This is a genomic window from Aequorivita echinoideorum, from assembly GCF_018476645.1.
In the GTDB taxonomy this organism is placed as follows: Bacteria; Bacteroidota; Bacteroidia; order Flavobacteriales; family Flavobacteriaceae; genus Aequorivita; species Aequorivita echinoideorum.
On the sequence record NZ_JAHCTB010000001.1, the window covers coordinates 16,510 to 29,538 of the forward strand.

Annotated in this window: 15 protein-coding genes; all 15 read right to left on the reverse strand. The window is 40.9% G+C overall.

All coding sequences use genetic code 11. The annotated features are described in order from the left end of the window. Positions 1–10: 10 nt before the first annotated feature. The gene (locus KIV10_RS00075; protein ID WP_214111451.1) at positions 11–2,185 is read right to left on the reverse strand and encodes a S9 family peptidase; all 2,175 of its coding nucleotides are present in this window, start codon (positions 2,183–2,185) and stop codon (positions 11–13) included. Between the two features lie 112 nt (positions 2,186–2,297). Further along, positions 2,298–3,212 (reverse strand): dimethylarginine dimethylaminohydrolase family protein, encoded by a 915-nt coding sequence (locus KIV10_RS00080; protein WP_214111452.1) that lies wholly within the window; start codon positions 3,210–3,212, stop codon positions 2,298–2,300. 62 nt (positions 3,213–3,274) lie between these two features. After that, positions 3,275–4,561 (reverse strand): citrate synthase, encoded by a 1,287-nt coding sequence (locus KIV10_RS00085; RefSeq protein WP_214111453.1) that lies wholly within the window; start codon positions 4,559–4,561, stop codon positions 3,275–3,277. Positions 4,562–4,730: 169 nt separating this feature from the next. After that, on the reverse strand, positions 4,731–6,017 hold the full coding sequence (gene eno, locus KIV10_RS00090; protein ID WP_214111454.1) for a phosphopyruvate hydratase: 1,287 nt from the start codon (positions 6,015–6,017) through the stop codon (positions 4,731–4,733). A 78-nt stretch (positions 6,018–6,095) separates the two neighbouring features. Then, the gene (carA, locus tag KIV10_RS00095) at positions 6,096–7,217 is read right to left on the reverse strand and encodes a glutamine-hydrolyzing carbamoyl-phosphate synthase small subunit (RefSeq protein ID WP_214111455.1); all 1,122 of its coding nucleotides are present in this window, start codon (positions 7,215–7,217) and stop codon (positions 6,096–6,098) included. Between the two features lie 139 nt (positions 7,218–7,356). Next, entirely contained in the window at positions 7,357–7,863 is a 507-nt protein-coding gene (gene rplQ, locus KIV10_RS00100) for a 50S ribosomal protein L17 (protein ID WP_214111456.1), read from the reverse strand. A 144-nt stretch (positions 7,864–8,007) separates the two neighbouring features. After that, positions 8,008–9,000 (reverse strand): DNA-directed RNA polymerase subunit alpha, encoded by a 993-nt coding sequence (locus KIV10_RS00105; protein WP_214111457.1) that lies wholly within the window; start codon positions 8,998–9,000, stop codon positions 8,008–8,010. Positions 9,001–9,093: 93 nt separating this feature from the next. Then, positions 9,094–9,699 carry a 30S ribosomal protein S4 gene (gene rpsD / locus KIV10_RS00110; protein WP_214111458.1) on the reverse strand — a complete coding sequence of 202 codons (606 nt, stop codon included), beginning with the start codon at positions 9,697–9,699 and terminating at the stop codon, positions 9,094–9,096. 153 nt (positions 9,700–9,852) lie between these two features. Beyond that, positions 9,853–10,254: a 30S ribosomal protein S11 gene (gene rpsK, locus KIV10_RS00115; protein ID WP_214111459.1), complete on the reverse strand. Its 402-nt coding sequence runs from the start codon at positions 10,252–10,254 to the stop codon at positions 9,853–9,855. An 11-nt stretch (positions 10,255–10,265) separates the two neighbouring features. Beyond that, a complete protein-coding gene (gene rpsM, locus KIV10_RS00120) occupies positions 10,266–10,640 on the reverse strand; it encodes a 30S ribosomal protein S13 (protein WP_214111460.1) in 375 nt (124 codons plus the stop codon). A 3-nt stretch (positions 10,641–10,643) separates the two neighbouring features. Beyond that, positions 10,644–10,760 carry a type B 50S ribosomal protein L36 gene (gene ykgO, locus KIV10_RS00125; RefSeq protein WP_009779203.1) on the reverse strand — a complete coding sequence of 39 codons (117 nt, stop codon included), beginning with the start codon at positions 10,758–10,760 and terminating at the stop codon, positions 10,644–10,646. A gap of 45 nt (positions 10,761–10,805) precedes the next feature. Further along, a complete protein-coding gene (infA, locus tag KIV10_RS00130) occupies positions 10,806–11,021 on the reverse strand; it encodes a translation initiation factor IF-1 (RefSeq protein WP_068763107.1) in 216 nt (71 codons plus the stop codon). A gap of 2 nt (positions 11,022–11,023) precedes the next feature. Further along, on the reverse strand, positions 11,024–12,367 hold the full coding sequence (secY, locus tag KIV10_RS00135) for a preprotein translocase subunit SecY (RefSeq protein ID WP_214111461.1): 1,344 nt from the start codon (positions 12,365–12,367) through the stop codon (positions 11,024–11,026). A gap of 12 nt (positions 12,368–12,379) precedes the next feature. Then, positions 12,380–12,832, reverse strand: a complete 453-nt coding sequence (rplO, locus tag KIV10_RS00140) for a 50S ribosomal protein L15 (RefSeq protein ID WP_214111462.1) — start codon at positions 12,830–12,832, stop codon at positions 12,380–12,382. A gap of 17 nt (positions 12,833–12,849) precedes the next feature. Further along, complete coding sequence (rpmD, locus tag KIV10_RS00145) at positions 12,850–13,029, reverse strand: 50S ribosomal protein L30 (RefSeq protein ID WP_214111463.1); 180 nt, start codon at positions 13,027–13,029, stop codon at positions 12,850–12,852.

Consider the following 13,029-nt stretch of genomic DNA (forward strand, 5'->3'; position numbering starts at 1 on the left):
TTAATTTCTGTTAAAGATTTTTCTTGATGAAGTCGGTCATCTTGGTGTATAGGTGCAAACGCGTGTTGCCGCCATAAATGCCGTGATTTTTATCTGGGTAAATAGCCCAATCAAATTGCTTGTTGGCCTGTACCAAGGCCTCAATCAAGCGCATACTGTTCTGCACGTGCACATTATCATCTGCGCTTCCGTGAACCAATAGAAATTTACCCTTCAATTTATCCACGTGGGAAAGGGGAGAGTTATTGTCATACCCCGAAGCATTTTCCTGAGGCGTCTCCATATATCTTTCGGTATATATACTATCGTAGAATCTCCAGCTGGTAACTGGCGCTACCGATATTGCCATCGAGAAAGTATCTGCGCCTTGAAACAGACAGTTTGAAGACATAAAGCCGCCATAACTCCAGCCCCAGATACCCATACGTGTTGCGTCTATGTATGGCTCGCTGCCTAGCTTTTTAGCGGCAGCTATCTGGTCCTCCACTTCATATTTGCCCAGTTCCCTTTGGGTCATTTTTTTGAAATCGCGCCCTTTGAATCCCGTTCCCCTTCCGTCAACGCATGCAATTATGTAGCCCTGTTCGGCTAGCATTTGATGCCAAAAATCATTGGTGCCCATCCAACTATTTGATACATTCTGCGAACCGGGTCCCGAATATTGGTACATAAAAAGCGGATATTGTTTTGAAGCATCAAAATCCTTCGGCTTTATCACATACATATTCAAATCTTCACCATTGATTTTTATGGTTGAAAATTCCTTCGGGGAAATTTCATAGGAAGCCAATCTGTTCTTAAGGGCATTGTTGTTTTTTATTTCGCGAAGCTGCTTGCCTGTCTTGGCTTCATTTAAAGTGAAAACATAAGGCGTTTCGGCATTTGAGAACGTATTGATGAAATAGGTATAATCCGCACTAAAGTCGGCATCATTAGTTCCCGTTTTTTGTGTCAATCTCGCTTTGTTTTTTCCGGAGGGCAGTATGGAATACACATCCCTGTTGATGCTTCCGTTTTCTGTGCTTTGGTAATAAACCCGGCCGGTATTCTGGTCAAAACCATAAAAGTGGGTCACCTCCCAAGGCCCTTTGGTTACTTGGTTCATCAGCTTTCCATCCTTATCGTATTGATAAATGTGGTTCCATCCATCGCGCTCACTGGTCCAGAAAAAGGAATTATTATTCAAGAAAGTAAGATTATCGGTAACATCCACATAGGCGTCATCCTTTTCTTCCAATACCACATTTGCCGTGTTCTTTGCCACGTCCACAAATACCAAATCAATAATATTTTGATGTCTATTTGTAAGCTGTACGCTAAGCACGTTGTTATCCTTGGTCCAAAGCAAACGCGGAATGTAATAACTATTGAATTTCGAAAGGTCTACCTGCGTGGTCTTTCCACTGGTAAGTTCGTAGACGTGTAGCGACACTTTTGAATTGTTCTCGCCCGCTTTTGGATATTTGAAGGTATCTGCAGAAGGGTACAATTCTGAACCATACAAATCCATATTGAACTGCGGTACTTCGGTCTCGTCAAACTTAATGTATGCGAGCCTATCGCCATTGGTGCTCCACTCAAAGGCGCGCACAAATGCGAATTCTTCTTCATAGACCCAATCCGTGATTCCGTTGATGGTGCTGTTTTTTTTACCATCTGTGGTAATTTGCTTTGTTTCGCCAGAGTTTAAATCCTTCACATAAAGATTGTTTTCAAAACCGTATGCTATTTTGCTTCCGTCATTACTGAATGTTGGCTCTTGGATTTGGTTTGTGGACACAAGGCTGAATTGCTTTGAAGCCACATCATATACATAATATGTACCCAGCGAGGAGCGACGGTAAATCTGTTGCAGTTGGGTAGCGAAGAGAATCTTGGATTCGTCCTTATTGAATTCATAGGAAATGATATAATCTACCCCCTTCAGGTCACTGCTGTTGAGCAGGGTGCGTGCCAGATTGCCGCTCTTGTAATCATACACATCTATGGTGGACTGCCTTTTCTGCCTATCATAAGTAAGCACGGAATATTCCTTTCCGCTGTTGAGCGAACGCAGCTCGTCCAGCCCTTGCGTGCGGAAGGCACCGCCCCAGATTTCTTCTAAAGTTATTTTTTGTTGCGCCGTTACGGGAGAAATTGTGGCTAAAAACAGCACCAAAATGCCAAGAGGGAAATACTTCTTCAAACTGTTAAAATTTTGATACGCCAAGTTTACTAAAATTTTGTGAAAAACGGGCGGATTTTTATGTTAAATAAGGGCGTGCACGCATTATCAAGAACGCACAGATAACCAGCAACTATTCCCTCACCAGCGGCATGGTAGTACAGCGCAACAGTCCTTCCTGTTTAGAGATTTCGGCGTAAGGCACTTCCTCCACCGTAAAACCTTGTTCGCGTAGCCATGTGTTGAGGCGCGTAAAGTTTTTTTCTGAAATGACCACCTCAGGCGAAAGGGAAAATACATTGCTGTTCATATCATACATCTCCCGTTTGGTGATGTGGAAGCAGTTTTCCTTTCCAAAGAAATTTACCAGCCATTCATATTCCTCTTTAATCAAGAAACCTTCTTCGTGGATGATAGCCTTGCCCTTGCCCAGCGGCTGGAAGCAGCAATCCAGGTGCAGTGCGTTTTCATCGGCCACGGTGTTGCTTTTTTTAAGGCTGAAGGATTTCACCTTTTTATGCGGAAATAATTTCTGAAGATGCCGTACCGCATTCATATTGGTACGCGCGGTGATGAAGCTGGGATAATCCTCGCCATAATAAGTGCCTACAAAAATGTAATCTCCCCACGGCATTACATCGCCTCCCTCAATATGTGCGTGTTCCGGGAACTCAACTATTTTTGAAGGATCTATTTGCTCCAGCACGGCGTGCATGGCATCAATCTCCTTGCTGCGGTCCTCGAGTATGTTTGCTATTATGAATTTATCTTCAATTACAAAGGCAATATCCCGGGTAAAAATTTGGTTATAGTCTAGGATGGGCTCTGGGCGATAAACCGTTACGCCATACTTTTTGAAAACGGCCGCCACGGCTTCCATTTCGCGCACCATATCCTCATCTTTTGGGTACGTACCTGCTTTAATGTGTTCTGCCGATTTGGGATCGTAGGCATTCTCGAGCAACGGAACGGGCCCATTGCTATCTGCCCTTCCCAATACTACTGCCTTGAGGGGTGAAATTTCGTCATTAATGTTCAACTGGATCATAAGGCAAATATAAAAAAGCACCTCGAAACGAAGTGCTTTTTCTATATGTTAAAATGAAATGTCTATCGTTCTTCCATTGGAACGTAAGAGCGAAGATTCTCTCCTACGTAAATCTGTCTTGGCCTGCCGATGGGTTCCTTTTTAAGGCGCATTTCCCTCCACTGTGCAATCCAGCCCGGCAAACGTCCCAGTGCGAACATAGGCGTAAACATTTCAACGGGAATGCCCAATGACCTGTAGATTATCCCTGAATAGAAATCTACGTTAGGGTATAATTTTCTATCAACAAAATAGCTGTCCTCAAGGGCTTCTTTTTCAAGACCCTTAGCAATATCCAGCACTTGGTCTTCAATACCCATACTCTCCAGAACATCATCTGCCGCTTTTTTAATAATTTTCGCACGTGGGTCAAAATTCTTGTAAACTCTATGCCCAAAGCCCATCAATCGGAATGGGTCATCCTTATCCTTGGCTTTTGCCATAAATTTTTTGGTATCGCCTCCATCTTCCTTAATCGCTTCCAGCATTTCGATTACCGCTTGGTTTGCACCACCGTGCAGTGGCCCCCAAAGTGCAGCAATACCAGCCGAAAGTGAAACGAAAAGACCAGCATGCGAAGACCCAACAATGCGCACCGTGGAGGTGGAGCAGTTCTGCTCGTGGTCTGCGTGAAGAATTAAAAGTTTATCCAGCGCATCTACAACCGTTTGTTTGGAATTGTATTCCCCGCTCGGTTTTTTGAACATCATCTTGACGAAATTGTCCACATACCCAAGATTATCATCTCCATAATCCAATGGCAAGCCCAGGCGTTTTCTGTAGGTCCAGGCAGTAAGTACCGGGAATTTACCCAATATTTTTACGATAGCTTTATACATATCCTCCTCACTATCAACATTTACTGAAGAAGGGTTGAATGCCACCAACGCTGATGTCAACGAAGAAAGAACGCCCATAGGGTGTGCAGATTTTGGGAAGCCGTCAAGTATTCTTTTTACGTCCTCATCTACGTGTGACTGTCCTTTAATATCTGTGTGAAATTTGTTTAGTTGTTGTTGGGTGGGCAATTCCCCAAAAATGAGAAGATAGCATACTTCTAAAAAAGTAGCTTTCTCGGCAAGTTCCTCAATGGAATAGCCTCTGTATCTTAAAATTCCCTTTTCGCCATCCAGAAATGTGATGGCACTTTCGCAGGCACCTGTGTTTTTGTATCCGGGATCGAGCGTTACAACACCTTTTGTGCTGCTTCGCAAGCTCTTTATATCTATTCCTAATTCATTTTCTGTACCTTCCACGATGGGAAATTCATATTTTTTACCATCTATCTCGAGGGTTGCTATCTTTGCCATAAATATTGTTTATTTTTTATTAATTCAGAATTGCTAATTTACAAAAAATAGGTCAATTTTCTTGGTAATTGCGTGATGTATGTTAGGTTAAATTATCCTTAATAGACAACTCCAAATTCCATAAAAAAACCCTGCCGAAAGCAAGGGTTTATAAGTAAGTGAAATCATCTTAAATTTTGAATGCCTTCCTCTGTGGGAAGTAAGCAACATCACCCAGTTGTTCTTCAATTCGCAATAGTTGATTGTATTTTGCCATACGGTCACTTCTTGAGGCGGAGCCCGTTTTAATCTGTCCGCAATTAAGCGCCACGGCCAAGTCTGCGATGGTATTATCCTCGGTTTCCCCACTCCTGTGGCTCATTACCGAAGTATAGCCCGCATTATGCGCCATATTTACGGCGGCAATTGTCTCGGTTAATGTTCCAATTTGATTTACTTTTATAAGAATGGAATTGGCAATTTTTTCAGAAATACCTTTTGAAAGTCTTTCTACATTGGTAACAAATAAATCATCCCCCACCAGTTGAACTTTATGCCCTATTTTTTCGGTTAAATATTTCCAACCTTCCCAATCGTTCTCATCCATCCCATCTTCTATGGAAATGATTGGATATTTCTCGCATAATTCCGCCAGATAATCCGCCTGTTCTTTAGATGAGCGAACTTTCCCTTTTTCCCCTTCAAACTTTGTGTAATCATATTTTTTCTTCACATAAAATTCTGCGGAAGCGCAATCCAGTGCAATCATAACATCATCGCCAAGTTTATAACCCGCTTTTTTCGTAGCCTTTGCAATAGTTTCCAGGGCATCTTCGGTTCCATCCAGAGTGGGCGCAAATCCGCCTTCATCACCAACGGCAGTGCTTAAACCTCTATCGTGAAGAACTTTTTTAAGATTATGGAATATTTCTGACCCCATTTGCATCGCATGCGTAAAGTTTTTAGCTTTAACGGGCATTACCATAAATTCTTGAAATGCAATGGGCGCATCGCTATGTGAACCACCGTTGATGATATTCATCATAGGTACGGGCAAAGTTTTGGCACTTACCCCACCCACGTAGCGATACAAGGGCATACCAAGCTCATTCGCCGCAGCCTTAGCAACCGCAAGGGAAACACCCAAAATGGCATTCGCGCCCAGTTTTGATTTGTTTTTGCTACCGTCAAGATCGATCATCGTTTTGTCGATGAGTTCCTGCTCAAAAACGGAAATTCCCAATAGGGTTCCAGCGATTTTGCCATTTACATTTTCAACCGCTTTTAGAACACCTTTGCCCATAAAATCCTTTCCACCATCGCGAAGCTCAACTGCCTCGTGCTCGCCAGTAGAAGCGCCGGATGGAACAGCGGCACGTCCCAGATAGCCATTTTCCGTAACTACATCAACTTCAACAGTGGGATTCCCTCTGGAATCAAATATTTGTCTGGCAGTAATTTGAATTATAATACTCATGGGATAATTTTCTATTAGAATGATATAATATTATTGAAAAACCCCAAAAGTTTTGAAGCTTTTGAGGTCTTAAAGAATTTATGAAGTTTGCAATGTATGTTTTTCAATATTCTCGATAAATTGATCAAAAAGATACGAAGCGTCGTGCGGCCCTGGGCTTGCTTCCGGATGGTATTGTACTGAGAAAACAGGTTTTCCCTTAACACGAATTCCAGAGGCGGTTTGATCATTTAAGTGCAAATGGGTAATTTCAATATTATTATTGGCCTCTGCCGACTCCCTATTGATCGCAAACCCGTGATTTTGACTCGTAATTTCGCCTTCGCCAGTTACTAAATTTATAATGGGGTGATTTATCCCGCGGTGGCCGTGGTGCATTTTATAGGTCGAGATACCATTTGCCAAAGCCAATACTTGATGCCCCAAACAAATTCCAAAAAAGGGACGATTATTCTCGATAATTTTTTTAGTCACTGAAATAGCATTGCTCAACGGTTCGGGATCGCCCGGTCCATTAGACAAGAAATAACCATCCGGATTAAATTGCTCCATTTCTTCAAACGAAGATGTATACGGAAAAACCTTTATGTAGCAATCCCTTTCGGCCAATCTGCGAAGGATATTCTTTTTGATACCAACATCCAAAGCTGAGATTTTATATTTTGCATTTTCATCTCCAAAAAAATAAGCCTCTTTCGTAGAAACTTTTGAAGCAAGCTCCAGACCATCCATATTTGGAACTTCAGCCAATTGTTTTTTAAGGTCTTCAATTTTATCAACTTCCGTGGAAATTACAGCATTCATAGCACCATTATCACGGATGTAGCTTACCAGAGCACGCGTATCAACATCACTAATGGCCAGTAGATTATTTCTATCCAGAAATTCCAGCAATGAACTGTCTGCTGCGGGCCTTGAATAATTATAACTGAAATTGCGAACTACCAAACCTGCAATTTTTATGCTGTCTGATTCATTTTCATCCTTATTGGTTCCGTAATTTCCAATGTGGGCATTGGTAGCCACCATAATCTGTCCATAATAGGAAGGATCCGTAAAAATTTCTTGGTAGCCGGTCATACCCGTATTGAAACAGACTTCCCCAAATGCAGAGCCTTCTTTGTTCCCTATAGCTTTTCCATGAAAAATGGCTCCGTCGGCAAGTAATATGAATGCTTTTTTTCTTGTTTGGTATTTCATTATTGAAGTTTTTCAAATTTCAAGTTGCAGGTTTCAGGTTTAAAACTGAACCTTTCTTAAAAATCTTTGCAAAAATAGTATAAAAAAAGGGATAAACGAAAACGCTTATCCCTTTGTTATTTGATGAACTGGAAATCATTTATTCCTCTTCCTTTTTAGCTTCTTTATCAGCTTTTGCTGGAGCGGCTTTTGCAGCAGGTGCAGCAGCGGCTTCAGTTCCTGCATTTCCACCGCGACGGCTTCTACGTGTGGATTTCTTCTTAGTTGCTTTACCAGCATTGTAAAGCTCGTTGAAATCTACAAGCTCTATCATTGCCATATCAGCGTTATCACCTAAACGATTACCCAATTTAATAATACGGGTATAACCTCCCGGACGGTCACCAACTTTTGGCGCAACAGTTCTGAAAAGTTCAGCGACTGCTTCTTTTTGACGCAATTTTGCGAAAACCAAACGACGGTTGTGTGTAGTGTCTTCCTTAGACTTTGTTACCAATGGCTCTACAAATTGCTTCAACGCTTTCGCCTTTGCAACAGTTGTGTTGATGCGTTTGTGCTCAACAAGTGAACAAGCCATGTTTGCCAACATAGAGTGTCGATGGGCAGTTTTTCTACCTAAGTGATTTATTTTTTTTCCGTGTCTCATGACGTTTTTGTTATCATCATCTTGCTACAAGATCCGTTCATCGGAGAGCAAATTATGATGGGTTAAATTTTTATAGATTTGAGATTTGAGATATGAGACAACAGAATAAATCTAAAATCTCATATCTCAAATCTCACGTCTATGTTAGTCTTTATCTAATTTATATTTTGCAAGATCCATCCCGAAGTTAAGGCCTTTCACATTTACAAGCTCTTCAAGCTCTGTAAGCGATTTTTTACCGAAGTTGCGGAATTTCATCAAGTCATTTTTGTTAAAGGAAACAAGGTCTCCCAAAGTATCAACTTCGGCAGCTTTCAAACAATTTAGCGCACGAACCGAAAGGTCCATATCCACTAATTTAGTTTTAAGCAATTGACGCATATGAAGCGATTCCTCGTCGTATGTTTCAGTTTGTGCAATTTCATCTGCCTCCAAAGTTATGCGCTCATCGCTGAACAGCATAAAGTGGTGAATCAATGTTTTAGCAGCTTCCGTCAATGCATCTTTTGGGTGGATTGATCCATCTGTTACAATTTCGAAAACCAATTTTTCGTAATCGGTTTTTTGCTCTACACGGAAGTTTTCAATACTGTACTTCACGTTTTTGATTGGTGTGTAGATAGAATCTGTAAAGATTGTTCCCAGAGGCGCATTTGCTTTTTTGTTTTCTTCAGCAGGAACATAACCGCGACCCTTTTCAATAGTAATTTCAAAATTAAGGTTCACTTTTGGATCCATATTACAAAGAATCAATTCTGGATTCAAAACTTGGAAACCTGAAATGAATTTTTGAAAATCACCCGCTTTCAATTGCTCGTTTCCAGAAACTGAAATAGTGACGGTCTCGTTGTCTATCTCATCAATCTGTCTTTTGAAACGAACCTGTTTCAGGTTCAAAATAATTTCGGTAACATCTTCCACTACTCCAGCGATGGTAGAAAATTCGTGATCGACTCCTTCGATGCGAACCGAGGTGATGGCGAATCCTTCCAAAGAGGAAAGAAGTACGCGTCTTAACGCATTACCCACGGTAAGCCCGTAACCTGGTTCCAAGGGACGAAATTCGAACTTCCCCTCGAAATCGGTAGAGTTTACCATTATAACCTTGTCAGGCTTTTGAAAACTAAATACTGCCATTTTTTTTCTTCGTTTTAATTGTCATTTGGTTGCGCGGTTTAAAAGTTTGAAGAATACTATAAACCCTTTGGCCAAATACCAATGGATTATTTATTATTTAGAATATAATTCGACGATGAACTGCTCGTTGATGTTTTCCGGAATTTGGATACGCTCTGGAACTGCAACGAAAGTACCTTCTTTCTTTTCAGCATTCCAAGTGATCCACTCGTAAACATTATTTGAGTTTGAAAGCGAATTGTTGATTGCCTCAAGAGATTTTGATTTCTCTCTTACGGCCACTACATCACCAGGCTTTAACTGGTAAGATGGAATATTTACTTTTTCACCATTAACGGTAATATGACGGTGGGACACCAATTGTCTCGCACCGGCACGGCTGGGGGAAATCCCCATACGGTACACTACGTTATCCAAACGTGACTCCGCGATTTGAAGCAACACCTGACCTGTGATTCCAGGAGCAGCGGTAGCTTTTTTAAACATATTTCTAAACTGGCGCTCCAAAATACCGTAGGTATATTTCGCTTTTTGCTTCTCAGCAAGCTGGATAGCGTATTCAGATTTTTTACCACGACGACGTGCGTTGCCGTGTTGCCCCGGAGGGTAATTTCGTTTTTCGAAAGACTTATCGTCTCCGAAGATAGCTTCCCCGAACTTTCGGGCGATTTTAGTTTTTGGACCAGTATATCTTGCCATTTTGGTTTTAATTACGAAGGAAAACTAAATTAAGGTCTTATTCTTATCCTTTAGTTTCTGTAGGCCTTCAGTTGATATTATTTGATTTAAAATTTACGATTTCGGACGTACGATTTAAAATTCTTAATAACGTATATCCGAAATCTAAACTTATTATACTCTACGACGTTTTGGAGGACGGCAACCGTTGTGCGGCATTGGGGTAACGTCAATGATTTCGGTTACTTCAATTCCAGCATTGTGGATGCTACGTATTGCAGATTCCCTTCCATTCCCTGGACCTTTTACGTAAACTTTCACTTTACGCAAACCTGCCTCGTGAGCTACTTTACTACTATCCTCTGCGGCTAATTGCGCAGCATAGGGAGTATTCTTCTTTGACCCACGGAAGCCCATTTTACCAGCTGATGACCAAGCGATCACGTCTCCGTTTTTGTTTGTCAAGGAAATAATGATATTGTTGAAAGAAGCATTGATATGCGCCTCACCAACAGATTCAACATTAACCTTGCGTTTTTTAACTGTTTTTGTACTTTTTTGACTAGTCTTTGCCATAACGTTAGGTTTTATTTAGTTGCTTTTTTCTTGTTAGCAACTGTTTTACGTTTTCCTTTTCTGGTACGAGAGTTATTCTTGGTACGCTGTCCTCTTAAAGGAAGACCCGCTCTGTGACGAATACCTCTGTAACAACCAATATCCATTAAGCGCTTGATGCTTAATTGAACTTCACTACGTAATTCACCTTCAATTTTGAAAGACCCTACAGCATCACGAATAGCACCGATTTCATCATCGTTCCACTCATTTACTTTTTTGTCTTCGTCAATTCCGGCTTTTTTAAGAATATCTTGCGCACGGCTCTTGCCGATTCCGAAGATATACGTTAACGCGATTACACCCCTTTTTTGTTTTGGGATATCTACACCTGCGATTCTTGCCATAACTTATCCTTGTCTTTGTTTGAACTTTGGGTTCTTTTTGTTAATTACATATAATCTGCCTTTTCTGCGAACAATCTTGCAGTCGGCGCTTCTTTTCTTTACGGATGCTCTTACTTTCATCTCTTTCTCTTTTTTATTGTTCAATGAACCGTGAGGTCCGTTGTATTAATATCTGTACGTTATTCTTGCCTTACTCAAATCATAAGGGCTCATTTCCAATTTTACTTTATCACCGGGCAACAATTTAATATAGTGCATACGCATTTTGCCAGAGATATGTGCTGTTACAATATGACCATTTTCCAATTCTACACGGAACATAGCGTTTGATAGTGCTTCCACTATACTTCCATCTTGTTCTATTGCGCTTTGTTTTGCCATAATTATGCTACTGCCTTTCTGTTTTTACCGCTTTTCATGAGACCGTCATAATGGCGGTTCAATAAATACGAGTTTACTTGTTGCATTGTATCGATTGCCACACCGACCATAATCAATAGCGATGTACCACCGTAGAATAAAGCCCAACCTTGCTGTACACCTAAAAGCTTCACCACAAATGCAGGTAAAATTGCAATTAGCGCCAAGAATATAGATCCCGGCAATGTTATTTGAGACATTATTCGGTCTAAATATTCAGCAGTATCAGTACCCGGTTTTATTCCCGGAATGAAACCGCCACTTCTCTTAAGGTCATCGGCCATTTTATTGGTAGGAACTGTAATTGCAGTGTAGAAATATGTGAATATGATAATTAATATTGCAAACACCAAATTATAGTAAAGACCAAAAATATCGCTAAAAGCTGCTTGAATCCCTTGAGAAAAATCACTGTCTGAAAGACTTGCAACCGCTGATGGAACAAACATTATAGCTTGTGCAAAAATGATAGGCATAACGCCTGAAGCATTCAATTTTAACGGAATGAATTGGCGTGCACCAAAAATATTCTTTTCGTACCCACCACTTGCTGTTCTTCTTGCGTACTGAACTGGAATTTTACGGACCGCCATTACAAGCATAATACAAAGTAATATAATAACGAACCAGATAACCAATTCAATAAGAATCATAATTAAACCTCCATTGGATTCAACTACCCTTGAAACAAATTCCTGTGCAAATGATTGTGGCAAACGCGCAATGATACCCACCATAATAAGAATGGAAATACCATTACCAATACCTTTATCGGTGATTTTTTCACCCAACCACATTGCAAAAATTGTTCCCGTAACTAGAATAATAACTGAAGAAACATAGAACATCAGGCTTTGGCCCATTACAAATGCTTCAGCTGGCACACCCATGGCAGGAAGACCTGCAAGGTAACTAGGTGCCTGAACTAAACAGATACCAATGGTCAACCAACGTGTAATCTGATTAATCTTTTTTCTACCACTTTCGCCCTCTTTCTGTAATTTTTGAAGATAAGGAACAGCAATTTGCATCAACTGTACAACAATGGAAGCAGAAATGTACGGCATAATACCCAAAGCAAAAACAGAAGCATTGGCAAAGGCCCCTCCCGTAAAAGCGTTCAACAATCCACCAATACCACCGGCATTGAATTTACCTGCAAACTGTGCAAGCATGTCTGCATCAATCCCCGGAAGAACTACTTGGGCACCAAAACGGTATACCAATAGCATTCCAAGAGTAAGCAGAATGCGGTTACGCAGCTCCTCTATTTTCCAAACATTTTTTAAGGTATCGATAAATTTCATCCTTAGCTCTTGTTACAATGTTACTACTTCACCTCCGGCAGCTTCAATAGCTTCTTTTGCCGAGGCAGTAAACTTGTGCGCAGACACTTTCAGTTTTGCTTTTATCTCTCCTCTTCCTAAAATCTTTACCATCTCATTTCGGCCAGCAAGACCTAAACCAACCAAGGTTTCAAAATCAACTGCGTCATTAATTTTCTTATTGTCAACCAATTCCTGAAGGGTATCGATATTGATCCCCTTATATTCTTTACGGTTGATGTTTGTAAAACCAAACTTAGGAACACGACGTTGTAAGGGCATTTGTCCTCCTTCAAATCCAACTTTCTTGGAATATCCAGAACGTGATTTTGCTCCCTTGTGTCCACGGGTGGCTGTACCACCTTTACCGGAACCTTGTCCGCGACCTACTCGCTTGCCTTTGTTTTTCGCCGATCCTGCGGCGGGTTGTAAGTTACTTAAATCCATTTTATCGTGTTTCTTAGTTAGTTTCTTTCAACAGAAACTAAGTGGTTAACTTTATTGATCATACCAAGGATACTTGGGGTATCATCGTGCTCAACGGTTTGGTTCATCTTGTGAAGACCCAAGGATTCCATGATCAGTTTTTGGTTTTTTGGGCGCTTGATAACGCTCTTTACCTTTGTTACTTTAATTTTTGCCAT